The organism is Streptomyces seoulensis (genome assembly GCF_022846655.1).
Taxonomy (GTDB): domain Bacteria; phylum Actinomycetota; class Actinomycetes; order Streptomycetales; family Streptomycetaceae; genus Streptomyces.
Map to the genome: position 1 here is coordinate 3,254,412 of NZ_AP025667.1, position 17,219 is coordinate 3,271,630.

A 17,219-nucleotide genomic window follows, 5' to 3' on the forward strand; every position below is an offset into this window, starting at 1 on the left:
GGCCTGAACACGGAAACCTCACAAGAGCCCTGCGGCCTTTCTAAGTACGGCTTGCTGAGCAGGACTTGCCAGTTCCTCCGCCAGCATCGCCACGACACCCGCGTGCCCGGCGAACACCGCCCGGCACTGCTCACGCTCGGGATGTTCGCTGTCACCGCCGAACCAGAACACCGACACCTCGTCGTCGGCATCGATCGACTCGGAGAACCCTGCAATCGTGACCAGAAGGTCCCGTAGTCCGGACCGCGCCGGGACTTGAGGGTCACTGGCCAGGCGCAACAGGAACGGCAGCGCCGTCGGCACGGCCGCGTTGATCGCCGTGATGCCGTTGTGAAGGGAGTTGGTGAGCACCCGTTCGGCTTCGGATGCTGCTTCCCGGTCGAGAAGGGCGCGCAGCAGCACCGGTATCCCGGCGGGGCACTCCGGGAACTCGGACCAGCGGACATCCTCACACCCCTGGAGAGCAGGATGGCCACGGCCGGCATCAATCGCCCGCGGGTACTCGTCGAGGAACCGATCGATCGCCGCCTCCTTGGCAGCCACATCCATCCTGCACACCAGGCTGTCCCCGTCCTGCGTCGAGAGCCCCAGGTTCCGCGTCAATCGCACTCTCGCGCGACGGGAAATCCGTACGCAAGTGCCTCCGGACGTCCTCAGCCACTCAACCCCGCTGCGGGGCAGCCGCCCTCATCGCCGCCATCAACGAGTCGAGGTGACAGACACCGTCCCTGGGGACCTTGGCCTGTACCGGCTACGGCGCCTGTCATGATCGCCCCCATGGACATACACATCGCACCAGCCGGGGTGGCCGACTTCCATCAAGTCCTGACTGATCACCCCCGCTACTGGGGTGAACGCGATCTCCGGTCGCTGCACCTTCTGGCGCTGGTGCAGGAATTCGGTTCCACCTGCTTGATCGCCCGTGCCGAGGACGGGATCCGTGGGTACATCTTCGGTTTCGTCACCCCGGACCGCACCGGCTACGTCCATCTGATCGCCACACGGGACGACGCCCGTGGCACCGGTCTCGGGCGTCGTCTGTATGCGACGTTCGCCGAAGCAGCGGAACGTCACGGTGCACAGCGGTTGAAGGCGATCACATCGATCGAGAACACCGGCTCAATCGCCTTCCATCGCAGCCTCGGCTTCGATGCGAAAATCGTGGACGATTACAACGGCCCCGGTCTGGCCATGGCGGTCTTCCACCGAGATCTGCCGCTCGACACTTCTAGGTCCTGACCGACCTTCCGCTGCTGGTCATCGCTCCCCAGTAAGGCCGAGGGCCGAGCCGTGGCCACCAGATACGACGAACTCAAGGGTCGCTACGGCGCCACCGTCCTCGTTGCCGCCATCACGGAGTGGCTGCGACGTACTGGTCCGACGTCAACTCGAACACCCGTACTCGCCGACCGCAGGCGGGATTGACGGTCTCACGGACCGGATGCATCCCCAGCTTGGTCATGATCCGTTCGGAGGCGCTATTGCCCACTTGAGCGATGCTGACGATCCGCTCCAGCCCTCGCTCGTCGAACCCGAACCGTACAGCGGCCGTAGCCGCCTCGGTGGCCAAGCCCTGCCCCCAGTGGGAACGTCCCAGCCGCCAGCCGACCTCAACCGCCGGAAGTACCTCCGGCAAGAAGCCGGGCACCGAAAGGCCGGTGAACCCGGCCAGCTCACCAGTGGACCGGATCTCCACGGCGAACAGGCCGAAGCCCTCTGACTCCCACTCGCTCTCCCATGCCTGGATCCCGCGGCGAGTCTGCTGTTCGTCACGGACGCTGCCGTCACGGATCCACCGCATGACCTCGGGGTCGGCATTGACGGCAGCCATGGGCGTCACGTCTTCCTCACGCCAGCGACGCAGGATCAAACGGGGGGTCTCAAGGGTGACCATCCGATCATTCTGGATCACGAATGGGTTCGCCACCATCCTCATCAGGTGACTCTCAAAACGAGCGGCATTCAGGGGAGTTCGACTCCTTCACGCCCTACGCCTGCTCGCCACTCCAGCCGGACGCCGCCGCCCAAGTCCGCGCTGCCGCTGTCAGCGGGCGGTGTCCTCTGCGCGAGCGTCCGAGGTCATCGGCGCAGGGGCTGCGGCGACAAGCAGTACGGCGAACGCGAGGGGGGCGGCTGTCTGGTACGCCATCCAGACCTCACCTCCGACGCTGCTGCCCTCCCGTGCCATCAGGAGGCCGGCCAGGGCTGCCAGCACCCAGCCGCTGTCGTAGGCGATCATGAGCTGAGTGCAGGTGCGCATCGACCGGCTGTGCGTGTATCCGATCTCGATCCCGCCGCCGATCAGCAGGGCCATCCCTGAGGCGACCATCAGCCAGGCGGCCGTGCCGAGCAACCGGCCGAGCGGAGCGGCGCCGGCCACGAAGGCGACACCGAGCAACACCTTGAAGGCACCATCGGCGATGGCGCCCATCGTCTGGCGAGTCACCCGCAACGCCCCAACCTGGGCCATGAGCATCCTCCTTGAAGCTCGTCCCGACGAATCTCGTAACGAGATTACGGTAATAATCAACCTATGAGAATGACTAGAGCGGAGGCCAAGGAGCGCAACCGTCGGGCCCTGCTGGACGCCGCGTTCCAGGTCGTTTCCCGGGACGGATACCGGGCCAAGCTCGACGAGATCGCCGACCGCGCCGGCCTGACCACGGGCGCCATCTACTCACTGTTCGGGAGCAAGAACGGCCTGGTGGTCGCCTTGGTGGCCGACTACCTGCGGCCGTACTACGAGGAGGTCGAGCGGGCGGTCCCAACTGGGCTGGATCTGCTGGAAGCGGTCGACGCGTTCGCCCGGTACTACCGGCGTAGTTGCGACGGTCCCGACGCGCTGTCTCGCCTGTCGCTCCAGATCACCCTGCTGGACATGGCCCTGCACGACCCGGAGCTGGGGTCCCAGCTCGCCACATCCATCCGATCGCAGGAGAACCACCTGATCGCGCTGTTCACCGGAAGATCGCACAAGGGAAATCTGGTGACGCCGGGTCAGGCAGAGCGTCTGACCACCGCGCTCAGGGCGCTGTTCGTCGGCCTCAGTCAGGCCGTCCCCCTCGGCCTGGCTCCCGGTGCCGACGAGGAGTACTTCGCCGACACTGCCCGCGCTCTCGTGTCCGACGTATCCCTCGTCGACCACGACTCGGACCCTTCGTGACGGCACCGCGGAAGAACCTCCACTCGGAAAGGAACGTTGGACCCCGGCGTAGGTGCTACTCGTGAAGTTCTCTGCTCTGCGGTCAAGTTGGGGATTGCCCGGCAGCCAGCGGGCCGGCCACCGTATCGATGCCGTTCGTGCGGAGGCCCGAGAGCAGCTTCCGTTCGGCTGGCGTGAGGGCTGGTTCGGACGCCGTCACCACTGGGTACATCTGGTGGAGCGCGGCCCTGTTCGCCATGGTGCTGGCCGCGCTGGCCTGGAAGCTCGGGCGCTGGGGCCGGATTGGGCCGGCCGTGCTGGTGGTGGGCGGGGGGCCGGAGCCGGACGGCCCGCATGTAAGAACCGTCAGAAACGCCTGCACCTGTTGACGGCCACCTTCGGATCAGGGCTGGTTTCTGTTGCCGCCTGGGGTCCGGTCGTGCACCGAGTCCGGTTCAGAGGTCCGGTCGCCGTACCAGTCGAGGATCATCAGAGCGATGATCATGCAAGCGATGATTCCCACGACGACAAGGGGAGCGATTGCGCCGAGGAGAGCGAAGGTCGCTGCGACGGGGAGCAGTCCCAGGGTGAGGAAGAAGAGCCACCCCAGGCGTAACGACTTTGCTTTGCTACCGATGCGGATGCTGAACAGACCAGCAGCGATGGCCCACAGCGGCACGATGATCGGCGAGAAGGCGGCCAGAGTGATGACTGCTCCTGCATTCACGGTAGCTCCCTCGGTTGCGCGTCGAAAGTCACGTCCATCAGGATCAGCACCACATGCCCCCTCCAGTCAGCTACTCGGTGTCGCCGGCACCGCCTGTGCCGCGCGAGCTGAGAGCGATCGTGCAGTTGGGCTCCCTGGGCTCCCTGGGCTCCCTGGGCTCCCTGGGCTCCCTGGGCCGCATGGCCGCCTGAGCCTTCAAGTGCTTGTCGTCTCCGACCAGGAGCACTAGGTCTGGTGTGAGGTCGTCATGTCCGTGTCGGTCTCCGGTTGAGGACCGGTCCAGCACGAACGGTCCGCTACCCGGTCAGCAGGCTGCGGCGCCCCTGCGCTGGCGGTGACGGTCAGGAAATCCATCAACCGGTCGTTCAGCGGCTTCGGCGCGGCGAGTGGCAGGGAGTGGTGGGTGGCTCCGGGGAGCAGTGCCACCTCGCCCTGCGCAAGCGTCCTGCGGGCCCTCTCGGCGACCTTGTCGACACGGTGGGCGCGGCTGTGCTCCGCGAGCAGGACCAGCACCGGCATGCGGAGGTCGGCGATCCGGGGACGGCCACCGGCGATGAGCTTGCGGCAGGGAACGGTGCTGGCCAGCGCATAGAGGCGCTGCCAGGTCTCGTCCAGGTCGATATCAGCCGTCTCCCAGGCCAGGAAGGCACGGGCCCGGGCCTCGCTCGGGCGGATCAAGTGGGGCAGCGCGTGCAGTAGATAGCCGAGGCGGAACCCCGCGAAGACCTGGGTGGGCTCGACAAGGGCGAGGCGGTCGACCCGCTCCGGTGCGTGTAGTGCGTACCTGGCGGCCAGCCAGGCGCCGTACGAGTGCCCGCACAGGTGCGCGCGGGCCAGCCCGAGCCCGTCCAGCAGCGCATCCAGCCAGGCCGTGAGGTCGTCGACGCTCTGCAGTGGTGTGCCCCGGCGTTCGGTGCGGCCGGCGTCCCCCAGCAGGTCGACCGCGTGGACCCGGTATCGCTCACCGAGAGCTGGGGCGTTGGCGAACCATGCCAAGCCGGTGGCGGAGCCGCCGGGCAGCAGCACCAGCGGGATGCCGTCGACCGGGCCGTACACATGGACGCGGGTGGGCCCGTACGGCGTGGCGACGTCGCGGTCCTCGGTGGACTCGGGCCAGCGGCCGCGAAGCTCGTCATAGGCAAGGTCGAAGTCGGACAGCGACACGGTATCCCTCTCGATGAGCGATAATCTCGATGAGCGAGATAATACGCAGTGCAAGGGAGAGCGCAATGGACGATCAGAGCCCGGCGATGCGGTTGGTGCACCTGCTGCGCGCGGTCACCGTTGAGTTCGACCTGCTCGGTGCTGAGTTCGCTGTGCGCAACGGCCTGCATCCCACCGATGTACGCGCGCTGATCCATCTGCTGGACGCGGCACGGGTCGGCACCCGCGCCACGCCCGGGTGGCTCGGCGAGCAACTACGCCTGAACTCCGCCGGAACCACAGCCCTCGTGGACCGACTGGAGAAGCTCGCACTGGTACGGCGTTGCAGGGACACGGCCGACCGGCGGCGCGTGCTCCTGGAGGTGGAGGAGAAGGCCACGGAACTCGGGTGGACGTTCTTCGGGCCGGTGATCGGCGAGGTGGTGGCAGCCGCGGAAGGGTTCGAAGCGGGCGAGTTGGAGACAGTGTGTCGCTTTCTGGCCGCAGTCCTGGAGTCCACCGGGCGGGCGCATTCAGCCTGACAAGGCGCCGCGCACGAGGGGATGGCTCAGGCACCTCGTCCAGCATCCCGTTCGCGCAGGGCTGCTCCCCGCCCGCGAGCGGTGCCGCTGTTGCCGGTTCGCCCGCAGTGCGGAGGACTCCGTCGGCGACGTGGCCGTGGGGTGTCGGCCTCGACCGTCTTCGTGGCCGGCTTGGGCTCCACCTGGAGCCAGTCGGGATGCTGTGCGCCGCTGCTGCACAGGGTGACTTCTTCGCTGTTCGAGATCAGTCCTCGTCGGCCTGACCGATTGCTGTGCGCAGCAACTCGGCCATCGATCTGCCGGCCACCCGCAGCGGTTCCGGGTCACGGGCGGCCCGGCTGAGCATGAAAGCCCCCTCCAGCATCACGACCATCGAATACGCGAGGGACTGCGCCGTCTTCGGTTCGGCCACCCAGCGGCCGAACCACCGCGTCGCCGCGCCGACCCACTCCTCGAAAACCTCCGCCGTCGCGACCCGCAACACCTCATCGCTGCTCGCGACTTCCAAGGCCACCGTCCCGATCGGGCACGCGTCGGCATAGTCGGCCGCCGCCAGGTCGTCCGCGGCCGCATCGAACGCGCGGACCAGGGACTCCGCAGGGTCCGGCACGCTGTCCAGCAGAGCCAGGACCATTCGCCCGTACGCGGGTCCGGACGTTCGGATCATGTCCTCGGCCAGTTGCTGCTTGCCGCCGGGGAAGAAGTGGTAGATCGAGCCGAACGGTGCGTCCGCCTCTGCCGCGATCCGCTTCAGGCCGGTGGCCGAGTAGCCGTGTCGACGGAACAGCACCGCGGCGGCGCCCTGGATCCTGGCTCGTGTGTCCGGCTTTCCCATTGCCTCCACCCCTTTTCCCCTCCAAGATTACAGTAGAACGATCTATCAAATAGGGGGCAACGGTGCCGAGGATCGAGCTGTCGTCCGGACCGATCGACTACCAGGACACCGGCGGTGAGGGGCCTGTACTCGTGTTCGGCCACGGTCTGCCGATGAACGAGACCCAGTGGCGCAAGGTGGTCCCGCTGCTGGACGGATACCGCTGCGTCCTGCCCACGCTGCCCCTGGGTGGCCACCGTCAGCCGATGAACCCGGATGTCGACCTGTCCCAGCGCGGTGTCGCCCTGCTCCTGGGCGAGTTCATCGAGGAACTCGGTCTGGGCCAGGTGACCCTCGTCCTCAACGACTGGGGCGGGGGTCAGTTCCTCGTGTCGGAAGGACAGGACCAGTACATCGCGCGCCTGGTGCTGGTGGCCTGCGAAGCCTTTGACAACTTTCCTCCGGGTCCGGCCAAGGCCATGGCGCAGGTGTGCAGGGTTCCCGGCGGCGTCTGGCTCCTGACGCGGCTCATGCGCGTTCCCGCCTTCCGTCACAACCGGGGCGGATACGGCGGGATGAGCCTCCGGGGGATCCCCGACGAGATCATGAACGACTGGTTCGCTCCCGCCACCCGCAGCAGGGCCATCCGTAGGGACTTCGCCAAGTTCGCCACCGGGGCACCCGGGCGCAAGACCTTGCTCGCCTGGAGCGAGCGACTACGCGCCTTCGACCGCCCGGTACTCGTCGTCTGGGCGACCGAGGACCGGTTGATGCCACGTGAGCACGGCCCCCGACTGGCCGAGTTGTACCCACAGGGCCGGCTGGTCGAGATCCCTGACTCGTCCACCCTCATCCCCGAGGACCAGCCCGAACGACTCGCGCAAGTCCTCACCGACTTCCTGATCCAGACCGGAGCAGAGCCGGTCCGGCACGTCTCCTGAGCGCGGGGCGGCAGGCGGATCCGACAGCCACCACCGCCCTCCAGCCAGGGCCGAGGACGGCCCAGGTGACCTTCGCCAGGGTCGGGTCGATGCTCGGAGCCGCGATGACCGCTTCACCGGGAGTCATCAGCAGGGGGAAGGGCCGTTGATCCCCTGGTCGACCTGGAGCACGTAACGCGGGGCTCGGGCTTCCTCTCTCGCTGCTGTCTGTGTTTCGCTCGTGCGGTCCCACGCTTCTTATCCGTGACAGCAGCCATGCCGACACCGGTCGGACCCTCAAGGAGTTCTTCCATCCGACCCTCAGGGCTGTCGTGAGCAACCAGAGGAGTCAGACCGCGGTCAGTAGCGAGTAAGACCGATCAGCAAGGGCCGCAGGACCAGTCCGCCGCCCGCCAAGTTGCCCAAGATCACTGAGTAGTACACGGGAAGCGAGTTCAGTGCCGTCACCGCTCATGGGCAGACTCCTTCTGCAATTCCAGCGCCGCGCGGACGGCCAAGGCGGAGTAGAGGACCACGCCGGCCAGACCGGCCCAGAGCAATGCATTGAGCCAGGTGGGTACGAGGTCGACGGAGGTTCCGTCGGCCCAATGGCACTCCTTGGACAGCGGGAAGAGGCTTTCGGTGATTGATGACGGCCGCTGGGACGGCCCCTTGCCGGCCCGTATCGCGCAGATCGTCGCACTCCGTGTGAAGCCGGAGAGTGCGCCGACGCCGTAGACGAGCAGTGTCAGCAGTCCGGTGAGTACGGCGGCGCCGGTCCTGGTCCACATGCGTCGTGCGTGGCCGGCGATGGACGGGTCGGCGAGCCTTCGCAGGCAGCGCGCGGCGAGGAGGAGCAGGACCAGGACGAGGAGCAGCACGGGGCCGAGCAGAGTCATACGGAGGTCAGGTTCCTCTTCTGGTTGGCCCGGAGGATGGCTCGCACAACCTGCTTCGAGCCGCGCCCGGGAGCCGAGTGCCGCGCCGAACGCGTCGACGAAGCTGGTGGACCGGTCATCAGGGAGCATGGCGGGCAGCGGGGTCGCGTAGCCAGCAATGCCTCAGATCAGGGAGTTGTGGCCCGGTGTGATCACCGGTCCTTCTCGGTGCCAGCATGATACGAGCGGTGTCGGAGGCCGCGCTCACCGTGCCGCCCTCGCGCTCGCGCAGATGATCCGGACAGCGGGGCTCGCAGCTACGGCATCACGGAGTCGCCCCGCCTCCGCGAGGGATGGTCCGAAGGAGCTGGTGGGGAACGGCCAGGTCAAGAGTCCGTTCCCGCGCCTGCGGGGATGTTCCCGTGTCGCAGTACGTCGCGGCGATCAGCGCGCCGTCGCCCTAGGGCGTGGCATGCAACAAGGTCAACCCCAAGAAGATCGCTACGTACTGTCCGGACGTGCTCCACGTGCCCGGGGCGCTCATCACCAACCAGGTGAGGCCTACGACCTGTTGCGGATGTTCGGTCGCGAAGGGCCCCCGACACCCTGGAGGCAGCGTTCGCCACCAGCCCCAGTCCGTCTCTCGAAGGGAGTCCTCCCTCAAGGTGCCGCCGGGAGCGACGAGGGCGACAGGTGTGGGCGGGTCGGAGTAGCGAGCTGGGCGGTGGGAGCAAGCCTGTCAGGGAGTCCGTTCATCAGGGGTGCGGGCGGCTGGGGGATGCGTGTCCTGATCGGTCAAGTGGCTGTTCATGGTTGTGTTCAGGTCGGCCATGAACGCTTCGAACTGTTCCAGGAGCCGGGGCGGGTAGTGCGACATTGCGGCGTCGAGGCGGTGGGCGAGCGGGCCGAAGAACTCGTCCGCCCGTTCCTGGATGTGTTCTCCGCTGCGCAGCGTGACGATGCGTCGGTCGGAGTGCTCGCGGGCGCGCGTGATGTGCCCTGCTGATTCGAGGCGGTTCAGGAGTGCGGTGGTGGCGCCGGTGGAGAGGGAGATCCGCTCGCTCAGCCGCGCCGGTGACAGGGGAGTGCCGCGCTCCTCTGCGGCGGCGATCTCCAGGACCGCGGTCGCATCGGTGGAGTGCAGGCCCAGCCAGGCGGCGAATCGCCGGCTGAGCTCGGCGTAGTAGCCGCCGTAGACCCGCAGTGATTCCATCAGCCGCTCACGCTGCTCCGCGACGCCGTCGCGCACGGCTTCCTCCATGCCGACCCTCCACCCTTCTCTCCCGCCGCACGGTCCGCACGGTGGCTCCGCTTTGACAACCTACCGTCACCAATTTACCTTCATGATGGAATTACTTCACCGTGGAGGTATCTGGCGTGCGTGACCCGTCCCCCACCCCTGGCAAGACGACTGGGCCCTACCGATGGCGATGGCTGATCCTGGCAGTGATGATCGTCGCGGAGATCATGGATCTCCTGGACGCCTCGATCGTCAATGTCGCCGGACCGGACCTGGAGAAGTCGCTCGGTGCCGGTTCCGTCGGACTGCAATGGGTGATCGGCGGCTACGCCCTCACCCTGGGCGCCGGGCTCGTGCTCGGAGGCCGACTCGGCGACCGATACGGCCGACGCCGGATGTTCCTGATCGGACTTGCGGCTTTCGCCGCGTGCTCCCTACTGTGCGCGGTCGCGCCGAACATCGAGTCGCTCATCGGCTTCCGCCTGCTGCAAGGCACCGCCGGAGCGATGCTGCTGCCCCAGGGCCTGGGTCTGCTGCGGGAGAACTTCTCCGGCCCGGAGCTCACCAAGGTCTTCGCGATCTTCGGACCGGTCCTCGGCCTGGGCGGCGTCATTGGCCCGGTCCTGGGCGGTTTCCTCATCGAGGGCGATGTCTTCGGCCTTGGCTGGCGGTCGGTGTTCCTGATCAACCTGCCCATCGGCATCGCGGCATTGATCGTCGCCGCGAAGTTCGTGCCCGCGAAGGCGGGCGATCGCACGGTACGGGTCGACATGACCGGCGCCGCCCTGGTGGTGGCGTCCTGCGCCCTGCTGGTACTGCCGTTGAACCAGGGGCAGGAGGAGGGCTGGCCGCTTTGGACGTGGCTGTCGATGGCCGCCTCGGTGATCGGGTTCGCCCTCTTCGCCCTTCAGCAGCGCCGTGCAGCCGCCGCAGGCCGCGAGCCGCTTGTGACTCCGGGCCTGCTGCGCAAGCCGGCCTTCACCGTCGGACTCGGCGGCATCGCCCTGTTCTTCGGCGGACTGATCGGAACCCAGCTCGTGCTGACCCTGTTCCTCCAGATCGGCCGGCACTTCACCGCCGGCGAGGCGGGGCTGGGCAACCTGCCCCTCGCGGTGGGAACCGCGATCGGCGGCGCGGTCAGTGGCGCGTTCCTCGCGAACAAGATCGGCCGCAAGGTGCTGCAGATCGGACCGCTGGTCCAACTGGCAGGCGCTGCCGTGCTGTGGTTCGAGCTCGACGGCCTGGATGCCGCCTCGTTCTCGATCTGGACCATCGTTCCCGGCGTGACGGTGGCGGGCGTCGGCGCCGGCATGGTGATCGCCGCCCTGTTCAGCTTCATCCTGGCCGCGGTCGAAGACAACGAGATCGGATCCGCCTCCGGTGTCCTGTCGGCGGTCCAGGCGGTCGGCGGCTCCGTCGGCGTCGCGGTCTTCGGCTCGGTGTTCTTCGCCCAAGCCAAGACCGGTGACTTCATCGGCGGTTTCCACCGCGCGCTGATCGTCCAGGCATGTCTGCTGGTGGTCTTCCTCGTGATCACCTTCCGGCTGCCCAAGAAAGGCCGCCCCGAAGAAGAGCAGCACGGCATCACCCCCGAGGCGACCGCCGACGACTCCGGCACCAAGCAGCACCTCACTGTTTGAGCCCCGGCCGGGACCATGCGCGACCAGATGCCCGAACCGTCCCGTTGCGGGCAGGCCGGCGTCCGCTGCGCTTGCAGGTCGGGCGAGGGTGGTCGTGCGGCCGACGTACTGAAGGCGGCCTTCGACGGCATGTCTGCCGAGCAGCAGTGCGCGGGGAGCGGCCAGTGAGCCGGTCGCTGGACCAAGTCGCGGAAGGCCGCGGTTGCCCGTAGAGCAGCGACACGCCCAAGGCCCATCACCCCGGCGAGATCGACTCCGAGTCGGGGATCTACGAGGCGACTGTGCGCAGCACCATGCGTACAGCACCGGCGTGTGAGGCCACCGGTTTCCGCCCCTTCCCGACGCGTGCACGGGTAGCGGCTGGAGACTGAAAGCGGCCGCACATCCCGACTCCTGACCGAGCGGGAAGACGGCGCTCGGTCTGCCGATGGAATACGCCAGCCTTGCCGCCGCAGCCCGCCCTGCGCGGTTCCGCTCCTACCCCGCGGCAAAGCGAGCCTCCGGTTCTCAGCCGGGAGCGAGCTTCTCGTCTCCTCGGAGCCGCTTCCGACCCTGAGGCCGACCACCAGAGGCAACCTCACCGAGAGGTGCTCAGACACCTGCGGAAACTTCCTGTCGGGCATGAGTACGGGTACTCATGGCTGAGCGCGTCCCCCAGGTCATCGTGAAGATCACCGACCTGGACGACTTGAAGGACGCCGATGCCGAACCTCTCCCGCCCGCGCCGCCTCCTGGCTCTCGCCACAGGCCACCGGCTCGTACGGGGCTGTCTGGCCGCCTTCGCCGTCTCCGCCCTGGCCGTGGTCCTTTTCCCCTCCGCCGACCTGGACCGGATACCTTCGCTGCTCACCGCGCCCCTCTCCGTCCTGACGCCGTTCCTCCCCTTCGGTCCGGGGAGCGGGGCCGACACTCCAGCCGAGGTGCTCGCCAGCAGTGTCTGGGTCGCATTGCTCCTTGTGAGCGCCCTGGTGACCGCTGCCGTTCTCTGCTACCTCGCCACGCGACCAGCGGCCGCCCCTGAGTCCCTCCCTTGCGCATCGGCTCCCCCTGCGCAGCGGGGATCTGACCGGGCGCAGCCTGCGAGCTCGCGTATGCACCGGCTGCGGACCCTGCTCGCGCCCGCGGTCGACAACTGGCTCGCACGCGGCTATCTCGCCGTGGTCGCGGTGGCGTTGACGTACTTCCTGGGCGTCACATTCTCCGGGCCGGACTCCGGGTACGCCGCCGTCTACCCGGTGGTCACCACGGCGCCGCTCAGCATCCTCGTCTTCGTGGTGGCGATACCCACGGAGTTCTACCCCGCCGCCTGGGTGCACCCCTTGGTGCTCTCCACCGGAACGATCCTGGCCGGGCAGTTCAACGCCGTACGCATCGGCCGCTACGCACACAGCCAGAGGGCACGAGAGCAGCGCTAAGTCGTCCTGGCAAGGGGCCTCATCCTGCCGGGATTAAACATGTCACTTCGCCAGTCGCCGGGGGACCCGGACGGGAGTCTGCGTGATCATTCTGGAGCCGGTTCATACCCAACGTGCTGCTGTCCGCACCCGGCAACAAGCTCAGTGAGTACCGCATGCTTGGCACGATCGACGGTCAGGTGCTGGCGGAGCTTGGTCGCCACCCATTCCGTGCGTAGGTGCAGCGGGCGTCGGCGAGCGGGGGAGCCGCTATGTGTAGAGCTCGCGCGCGGAGGTGGTGGTGCGTGCGGGTGCGGCGCTGGTCCCGTAGGCGAAGTTGAGGACGACCCGGCGCAGCCCTGATCGTGTCAGCGGAGTGACGCGGTGGGCGGTGGTGTCGCTGCGCAGCAGATAGCCGTCGCCGGCCCGATGGTGAGCGGTCCGCACGGCGGTGACATCGTCGATCCCGTCGAAGGACCTGGCCTGCGGGACGTATTCGAGGATGCCGCCCAGGTCAGGGTGTCGCGGTTCGTCTGCGACGCCTTCAGGTTCTGCTCCGGCCGATCTTGGCTGTGGGCGGATGCCATGACCCTCGGCGGCTTGCTTTCCGTAGCGCTGCCGGGGCCGCCCGCCGTCCGGGCGGCCCCGGCAGCGGCGGTCGTTCAGTGTCTGTTCCTCTTACCCGGTGGCCAGTACCTGGCTCTCGGCCCATGTCACAACGGCCGCGTGCGCCGCCCGGACGGGGCATTCCGGAACGCTTGGCTCATGCCTCCTGGCCGATGACGTCGTGGAGGTACTGCATGGCGAGCTTCTCGGCGTGGTGGCGGCGTTCGACCGGCGTTCCGGTCTCGCCGAGCCACTGGCGGTAGAGCTCGACGCTGGCGAGGAGAGCCCGGCCGATGTCGTCTCGGTCGTAGCCGCAGATCGTTGCCTGAAGGTCGCGCGTCTCGTCCGGTGCGATGGATTCGAGGCGACGGACGCCGCGGGGTGTCGCGCCCACCCGCCAGGCGGCCAGAGGACCCAGTACGGTCTCACGCAAGTAGCTGAGGAAGCCGATGGCTTCGAACAGTTCGCCGCGGCCGAGTCTCGTCGCGCCGTAGTGCACCCAGATCCAGAATCGGTCCTCGATCCACTGGAGGTCGAGCGGCGGGGCTGTCACCGGATGCTCCGCGAGCGAGCCCGCAAGGACCCCGTCCCGGTCCCAGAGAATGTGCGGGTCCTCGGTCCTCGTGGCGAAGTCGGAGCCTCGTACGAACTTGAAATCGACGTGGAGGAGGGGCGGCCCGACCAGCGTGACGATCAGGCGCGGTTCACCGACGTGCTCACCGGTGAACCCTGCCACAAGGGAGGCCCAGGAGCCGATCAGCGTGAGCCGCTCCTGCATGACCGAGTCGAACGACTCGTCCTCGATGACCACGATCAGATCGACGTCGGAGTAGACATCGCAGTGTCCCCCCGAGACCGACCCCGTGACGGCGATACCGGCCACTCTCAAGTCCTGCCGAATCCGAGGAACCACCTCGTCGAGGAACCGGCGGTGCGGTGAAGGGGCGTCCATGACATTCCTTTCGGCACGAGCAAAGTCTTTCAACGTACCAGGTCGCTGGCCGGATCCGTGGGCGAATGCGACGCTGCAGCACGCTGATATAGCTCAGGGATGGTCACCAGTCCCGGCGCCGGCTCCTCGACCCGGCGCGCCAGGAAGGCTGCGGCTTCAGGGTCCTCGAAAGGCCCGACGCCGAGCGGCTCCTGCCCACGGCACCATCCGGACGGCAGTACGCAGAGCCGCAGTTCCTGATGTCCCCTTCGCCCAGCACTGATCGGTTCGGCTTCTGGTCGACGTATCCAGCAGAAGGAGCACTTGACGGCGTTAGCCTCGCGGAGTGATTACTTGCGTAGTGGAGTACGTGATCGATCCGGCGAAGATCGAGTCGTTCGAGAGCTTCGGACGCCGCTGGATGGAGCTGGTCGACCGGCATGGTGGCACGCACCATGGTTACTTCCTGCCTGCAGAGGGTGCGAGCGACAGGGCGATGGCCTTGTTCAGCTTCCCCAGCCTCGCCGCGTACGAGGAGTACCGGGCACTGTTCGGCGAGGATCCCGACTTCATCGACGCGGACCGCATCCGGGATGAAAGTGGCTGTGTACTGCGCTACGAGCGGACCTTCATGCGCCCGCTCCTCCCCGAATCGACCTAAAGCCCGCCCGCGAAGCGATCTACAGCCCCAACTCCTGTGCCAGCACCGCTGCTTGGACCCGGCTGCGCAGTCCCAGCTTCGCCAGTAGCCGGCTGACGTGGGTCTTCACCGCGCCCTCCGCCATTGCCAGCCGGGCCCCGATCTCGGCGTTGGACAGCCCCTCGCCGACGCGCAACAGCACCTCGCGCTCGCGCGGGGTCAGCCCGTCCAGCACGGTCCGGTCGGCCGTACGGGCCGGCTGGGCGGCGAACTCGGCGATCAGGCGCCGGGTCACCGCCGGGGCGACCACACCCTCCCCGCGCGCCACCGTCCGCACCGCCTCCAACAGCTCGCGCGCCTCGGCGTTCTTCAACAGGAACCCGGCCGCCCCGGCCCGCAGCGCCCCGAAGACGTACTCGTCGAGGTCGAAGGTGGTCAGCAGCAGCACGTCGGCCAGACCCTCGACCGTGATCAGCCGGGTCGCGGACACCCCGTCCAGCAGCGGCATCTGTACGTCCATCAGCACCACGTCCGGCCGCAGCTCCCTTGCCAGCTCCACCGCTCGCTCGCCGTCCGCCGCCTCCCCGGCCACCTCCACGTCGGGCGCGCTGCCCAGGATGAGCACGAGACCGGCCCGTACGGCCGACTGGTCCTCGGCGACCAGGACTCGGATCACGCGGGGTCTCCTTCGGAGAGCGGAAGTGCGGTGCGGACGGTCCAGCGGGCGCCCTCGGGGCCGGCCTCGAAGACCCCGCCCAGCAGCGCCGCCCGCTCTCGCATCCCGGCGAGCCCGGCGCCGGAACCGGGGGCGCGCGGAGTGTCACCGCGCCGGTAGGGGCTGGAAACCAGGATGTCGAGGGTGCCGTCCCGTCGGTGCAGCCGGAGCTCGACGGGGCCCCCGGCCGCGTGCTTGAGGGCGTTGGTCAGCGACTCCTGCACGATCCGGTACGCGGCCAGGCCGACCGGCGCGGGCACCTCGCCCTGCCCGGCCTCCAGGCGGACGTCAAGACCGTTGGCGCGGGCGCTGTCGACCAGCGCGGCCACACCAGGGACTCGGGCCGGTAGACCCGGGTGCGCAGGAAGGCTGCGATGGTCACCGCGTCACGCGGGCTGGAGAAGTGCAGCAAGGCTGGTTCGGCAGCGGCATCGGTGTCATCCTGCTCCTGGTCCTCGCCGTCGCCCCCGGCCCCGACGATCCGCCCGTCTTCATCGCGCCGGACATGCACCTTCCGCTTCCCGCTGCTCACGGCACGGGAGGCGAGCTGCTCGACGAGCCGCTCATCATGACTGCGGAGCCCTTGGAGGACGGCTACGAGAGGGCGGAAGCTGGCCGAGGCGACCATGTCGGCGGGGTCCTCGTCCGGTTCCAGGAACACCGGCACGATGATCCTGGCCACCTTCGTACTGCCGTCCTTGTTGAGCCTCAGCGCCCGGCCGATGTTCTGCACGATCTCCACCTGGGACCCGCGGGTGTCCGCGAAGCAGACCGCCTCGACTCCCCGCTCACCGGTGATGTCCATTATCTGCAGGTGGTGATGCCGTGGAGTGTTTGTTGTGGTTCTGACCTGCTCGTATTCCGCTGCCCGGTGACGCGTGAGGCTCCACAGCAGGCGTCTCGATGTTTGTGCGAGAACGAGCTGCCCGCTTTGTAGCGAAGCCCTTGGGGTGTTGCCTTGCCAGAAGCAAGGGTTGCTAGTAGGTTGCTCGAGGTTATCTCTTGACAGATGCAAGGTTTGGAGGTGGTATTGGCATGGCAAATCGGATGGACGTGCTTCTCGCGGCACTGGACCGTCAGGGATTCAAGAGCTGGCAGAGCCCGGAGGGATCTTGGTTCTTCTCCCGGGACGGCAACGTGACCACGATCGATCACGAGCCGGGCAGTACGGGTGAGTGGCTCGATCTGGTCTCGACGCTGCGGGATATGGGCCTGGTCCTCCCGTACGAGGGCTAGCCAGGTATGGAAGGGGGCCAGAAGGCCTGGCCCCCTGTACCTGTCCATCCGCGCACACCACAGAACGAAACAGAGGGAAGGAGAGGAGAGAAGCATGGAACAGGAATGGCGGGCGTCTGCGACTGCGGATGCTGTTCGCGCGCTCCGGGATGAGCAGTTCGAAGAGATGCATCGGCACTTCGCTGGTGTCATCAGGTATGAGGCTGACAGCCGGCGTCTCTACATTCTGTGGCGCCTGAGGGCGTCCGGCTTGGTAGAGGCTGCGGACAAGGCTCTTCATACAGTGGTGGAGGGACTTGAGGCTGCTCTGGGCCACAAGCCTCGGCTGATCGACCTGCGTGTGGTTACCGCTGAGCAGGCAGCCGCGGAGCGGGACTACCCCAAGGAACAGCAGCTCATGGGATACAGGGAAGCGGCTCAGGAACTGGGTGTCTCTCGTCAACGGGTGGCTCAGTTGGATGGCAGCCATCCTGACTTCCCGCGGCCGATTGGCCGCACTGCTGCTGGACCGGTCTTCACTGCTGAGTCCATCCGGTCCTTTGCCACCAGGTGGGATCGGAGTCCAGGGCGGAGGAAGACCGCCTAGGCAACTGCGTTTGAGCGAGTGGGCCCCACTGGCTGCTGGCCTTCACCAGCCAGCGGGGCCTGCTT

Annotated in this window: 22 protein-coding genes and 2 pseudogenes; 11 read left to right on the forward strand and 13 right to left on the reverse strand. The window is 67.5% G+C overall.

Annotated elements, in window-relative coordinates; all coding sequences use genetic code 11:
- Positions 1 to 18: 18 nt before the first annotated feature.
- The gene (locus tag HEK131_RS15025; RefSeq protein WP_244335678.1) at positions 19 to 543 is read right to left on the reverse strand and encodes a hypothetical protein; all 525 of its coding nucleotides are present in this window, start codon (positions 541 to 543) and stop codon (positions 19 to 21) included.
- Between the two features lie 222 nt (positions 544 to 765).
- Here HEK131_RS15025 and HEK131_RS15030 point away from each other — a divergent pair, with 222 nt between their 5' ends.
- Positions 766 to 1,239, forward strand: coding sequence for a GNAT family N-acetyltransferase (locus HEK131_RS15030; protein ID WP_244335679.1), 474 nt, complete (start codon positions 766 to 768; stop codon positions 1,237 to 1,239).
- Between the two features lie 112 nt (positions 1,240 to 1,351).
- Here HEK131_RS15030 and HEK131_RS15035 read toward each other — a convergent pair whose 3' ends face one another.
- Together HEK131_RS15035 and HEK131_RS15040 are read right to left on the reverse strand one after the other, a co-directional pair.
- Positions 1,352 to 1,894, reverse strand: coding sequence for a GNAT family N-acetyltransferase (locus HEK131_RS15035; protein ID WP_279614287.1), 543 nt, complete (start codon positions 1,892 to 1,894; stop codon positions 1,352 to 1,354).
- 150 nt (positions 1,895 to 2,044) lie between these two features.
- Positions 2,045 to 2,470 (reverse strand): hypothetical protein, encoded by a 426-nt coding sequence (locus HEK131_RS15040; protein ID WP_244335680.1) that lies wholly within the window; start codon positions 2,468 to 2,470, stop codon positions 2,045 to 2,047.
- Between the two features lie 69 nt (positions 2,471 to 2,539).
- Between HEK131_RS15040 and HEK131_RS15045 the strand changes: the two genes are divergently transcribed.
- Both HEK131_RS15045 and HEK131_RS15050 read left to right on the forward strand, forming a co-directional pair.
- Positions 2,540 to 3,163, forward strand: a complete 624-nt coding sequence (locus tag HEK131_RS15045; RefSeq protein ID WP_244335681.1) for a TetR/AcrR family transcriptional regulator — start codon at positions 2,540 to 2,542, stop codon at positions 3,161 to 3,163.
- 173 nt (positions 3,164 to 3,336) lie between these two features.
- On the forward strand, positions 3,337 to 3,531 hold the full coding sequence (locus tag HEK131_RS15050; RefSeq protein WP_244335682.1) for a hypothetical protein: 195 nt from the start codon (positions 3,337 to 3,339) through the stop codon (positions 3,529 to 3,531).
- 14 nt (positions 3,532 to 3,545) lie between these two features.
- On the opposite strand, the gene HEK131_RS15055 is transcribed toward HEK131_RS15050, so the two are convergent.
- Positions 3,546 to 3,869, reverse strand: a complete 324-nt coding sequence (locus HEK131_RS15055; protein WP_244335683.1) for a hypothetical protein — start codon at positions 3,867 to 3,869, stop codon at positions 3,546 to 3,548.
- Positions 3,870 to 3,922: 53 nt separating this feature from the next.
- Here HEK131_RS15055 and HEK131_RS15060 point away from each other — a divergent pair, with 53 nt between their 5' ends.
- Positions 3,923 to 4,060: a hypothetical protein gene (locus tag HEK131_RS15060; protein WP_244335684.1), complete on the forward strand. Its 138-nt coding sequence runs from the start codon at positions 3,923 to 3,925 to the stop codon at positions 4,058 to 4,060.
- Positions 4,061 to 4,094: 34 nt separating this feature from the next.
- Here the strand turns inward: HEK131_RS15060 and HEK131_RS15065 are convergent, their stop codons facing one another.
- Positions 4,095 to 5,033, reverse strand: coding sequence for an alpha/beta fold hydrolase (locus HEK131_RS15065; RefSeq protein ID WP_244335685.1), 939 nt, complete (start codon positions 5,031 to 5,033; stop codon positions 4,095 to 4,097).
- Between the two features lie 65 nt (positions 5,034 to 5,098).
- Here HEK131_RS15065 and HEK131_RS15070 point away from each other — a divergent pair, with 65 nt between their 5' ends.
- On the forward strand, positions 5,099 to 5,554 hold the full coding sequence (locus HEK131_RS15070) for a MarR family winged helix-turn-helix transcriptional regulator (RefSeq protein ID WP_244335686.1): 456 nt from the start codon (positions 5,099 to 5,101) through the stop codon (positions 5,552 to 5,554).
- Between the two features lie 244 nt (positions 5,555 to 5,798).
- Here the strand turns inward: HEK131_RS15070 and HEK131_RS15075 are convergent, their stop codons facing one another.
- A complete protein-coding gene (locus HEK131_RS15075; RefSeq protein WP_244335687.1) occupies positions 5,799 to 6,389 on the reverse strand; it encodes a TetR/AcrR family transcriptional regulator in 591 nt (196 codons plus the stop codon).
- A gap of 62 nt (positions 6,390 to 6,451) precedes the next feature.
- Between HEK131_RS15075 and HEK131_RS15080 the strand changes: the two genes are divergently transcribed.
- Positions 6,452 to 7,309 (forward strand): alpha/beta fold hydrolase, encoded by an 858-nt coding sequence (locus tag HEK131_RS15080; RefSeq protein WP_244335688.1) that lies wholly within the window; start codon positions 6,452 to 6,454, stop codon positions 7,307 to 7,309.
- 443 nt (positions 7,310 to 7,752) lie between these two features.
- Here HEK131_RS15080 and HEK131_RS15085 read toward each other — a convergent pair whose 3' ends face one another.
- Positions 7,753 to 8,187, reverse strand: coding sequence for a hypothetical protein (locus HEK131_RS15085; RefSeq protein WP_244335689.1), 435 nt, complete (start codon positions 8,185 to 8,187; stop codon positions 7,753 to 7,755).
- A 718-nt stretch (positions 8,188 to 8,905) separates the two neighbouring features.
- Positions 8,906 to 9,427: a MarR family winged helix-turn-helix transcriptional regulator gene (locus HEK131_RS15090; RefSeq protein WP_244335690.1), complete on the reverse strand. Its 522-nt coding sequence runs from the start codon at positions 9,425 to 9,427 to the stop codon at positions 8,906 to 8,908.
- Positions 9,428 to 9,543: 116 nt separating this feature from the next.
- On the opposite strand from HEK131_RS15090, the gene HEK131_RS15095 reads away from it, so the two are divergent.
- Positions 9,544 to 11,046 carry an MFS transporter gene (locus HEK131_RS15095; RefSeq protein WP_244335691.1) on the forward strand — a complete coding sequence of 501 codons (1,503 nt, stop codon included), beginning with the start codon at positions 9,544 to 9,546 and terminating at the stop codon, positions 11,044 to 11,046.
- A 701-nt stretch (positions 11,047 to 11,747) separates the two neighbouring features.
- Entirely contained in the window at positions 11,748 to 12,461 is a 714-nt protein-coding gene (locus HEK131_RS15100; RefSeq protein WP_244335692.1) for an SCO4225 family membrane protein, read from the forward strand.
- A 249-nt stretch (positions 12,462 to 12,710) separates the two neighbouring features.
- Here HEK131_RS15100 and HEK131_RS30295 read toward each other — a convergent pair whose 3' ends face one another.
- Together HEK131_RS30295 and HEK131_RS15110 are read right to left on the reverse strand one after the other, a co-directional pair.
- Entirely contained in the window at positions 12,711 to 13,106 is a 396-nt protein-coding gene (locus HEK131_RS30295; protein ID WP_432215702.1) for a HalD/BesD family halogenase, read from the reverse strand.
- 97 nt (positions 13,107 to 13,203) lie between these two features.
- Complete coding sequence (locus HEK131_RS15110; protein WP_347881858.1) at positions 13,204 to 13,998, reverse strand: nucleotidyltransferase domain-containing protein; 795 nt, start codon at positions 13,996 to 13,998, stop codon at positions 13,204 to 13,206.
- A gap of 340 nt (positions 13,999 to 14,338) precedes the next feature.
- On the opposite strand from HEK131_RS15110, the gene HEK131_RS15115 reads away from it, so the two are divergent.
- Positions 14,339 to 14,638, forward strand: a complete 300-nt coding sequence (locus HEK131_RS15115; RefSeq protein WP_244335695.1) for an NIPSNAP family protein — start codon at positions 14,339 to 14,341, stop codon at positions 14,636 to 14,638.
- Between the two features lie 19 nt (positions 14,639 to 14,657).
- On the opposite strand, the gene HEK131_RS15120 is transcribed toward HEK131_RS15115, so the two are convergent.
- The 3 genes and pseudogenes from HEK131_RS15120 to HEK131_RS15130 form a co-directional block, all read right to left on the reverse strand.
- Positions 14,658 to 15,293, reverse strand: coding sequence for a response regulator (locus HEK131_RS15120; RefSeq protein ID WP_244335696.1), 636 nt, complete (start codon positions 15,291 to 15,293; stop codon positions 14,658 to 14,660).
- Positions 15,290 to 15,679, reverse strand: a pseudogene (locus HEK131_RS15125) (sensor histidine kinase); the annotation flags it as partial. The gene HEK131_RS15120 and the pseudogene HEK131_RS15125, both read right to left, overlap by 4 nt.
- A pseudogene (locus HEK131_RS15130) lies at positions 15,658 to 16,137 on the reverse strand (DEAD/DEAH box helicase); the annotation flags it as partial. The pseudogenes HEK131_RS15125 and HEK131_RS15130, both read right to left, overlap by 22 nt.
- A gap of 230 nt (positions 16,138 to 16,367) precedes the next feature.
- On the opposite strand from HEK131_RS15130, the gene HEK131_RS15135 reads away from it, so the two are divergent.
- Both HEK131_RS15135 and HEK131_RS15140 read left to right on the forward strand, forming a co-directional pair.
- Complete coding sequence (locus HEK131_RS15135) at positions 16,368 to 16,568, forward strand: hypothetical protein (RefSeq protein ID WP_244335697.1); 201 nt, start codon at positions 16,368 to 16,370, stop codon at positions 16,566 to 16,568.
- Positions 16,569 to 16,662: 94 nt separating this feature from the next.
- Positions 16,663 to 17,154, forward strand: coding sequence for a hypothetical protein (locus HEK131_RS15140; protein WP_244335698.1), 492 nt, complete (start codon positions 16,663 to 16,665; stop codon positions 17,152 to 17,154).
- Positions 17,155 to 17,219: the final 65 nt, after the last annotated feature.

Excerpts from the sequence above, each read along its gene's own strand:
- HEK131_RS15030 (WP_244335679.1), top strand. The coding sequence starts at position 766 with ATGATCGCCCCCATGGACATACACATCGCACCAGCCGGGGTGGCCGAC.
- HEK131_RS15035 (WP_279614287.1), bottom strand. The coding sequence starts at position 1,894 with ATGGTCACCCTTGAGACCCCCCGTTTGATCCTGCGTCGCTGGCGTGAG.
- HEK131_RS15040 (WP_244335680.1), bottom strand. The coding sequence starts at position 2,470 with ATGGCCCAGGTTGGGGCGTTGCGGGTGACTCGCCAGACGATGGGCGCC.
- HEK131_RS15045 (WP_244335681.1), top strand. The coding sequence starts at position 2,540 with ATGACTAGAGCGGAGGCCAAGGAGCGCAACCGTCGGGCCCTGCTGGAC.
- HEK131_RS15060 (WP_244335684.1), top strand. The coding sequence starts at position 3,923 with ATGCCCCCTCCAGTCAGCTACTCGGTGTCGCCGGCACCGCCTGTGCCG.
- HEK131_RS15070 (WP_244335686.1), top strand. The coding sequence starts at position 5,099 with ATGGACGATCAGAGCCCGGCGATGCGGTTGGTGCACCTGCTGCGCGCG.
- HEK131_RS15075 (WP_244335687.1), bottom strand. The coding sequence starts at position 6,389 with ATGGGAAAGCCGGACACACGAGCCAGGATCCAGGGCGCCGCCGCGGTG.
- HEK131_RS15085 (WP_244335689.1), bottom strand. The coding sequence starts at position 8,187 with ATGACTCTGCTCGGCCCCGTGCTGCTCCTCGTCCTGGTCCTGCTCCTC.
- HEK131_RS15090 (WP_244335690.1), bottom strand. The coding sequence starts at position 9,427 with ATGGAGGAAGCCGTGCGCGACGGCGTCGCGGAGCAGCGTGAGCGGCTG.
- HEK131_RS15100 (WP_244335692.1), top strand. The coding sequence starts at position 11,748 with ATGCCGAACCTCTCCCGCCCGCGCCGCCTCCTGGCTCTCGCCACAGGC.
- HEK131_RS15110 (WP_347881858.1), bottom strand. The coding sequence starts at position 13,998 with ATGGACGCCCCTTCACCGCACCGCCGGTTCCTCGACGAGGTGGTTCCT.
- HEK131_RS15135 (WP_244335697.1), top strand. The coding sequence starts at position 16,368 with ATGGCAAATCGGATGGACGTGCTTCTCGCGGCACTGGACCGTCAGGGA.
- HEK131_RS15140 (WP_244335698.1), top strand. The coding sequence starts at position 16,663 with ATGGAACAGGAATGGCGGGCGTCTGCGACTGCGGATGCTGTTCGCGCG.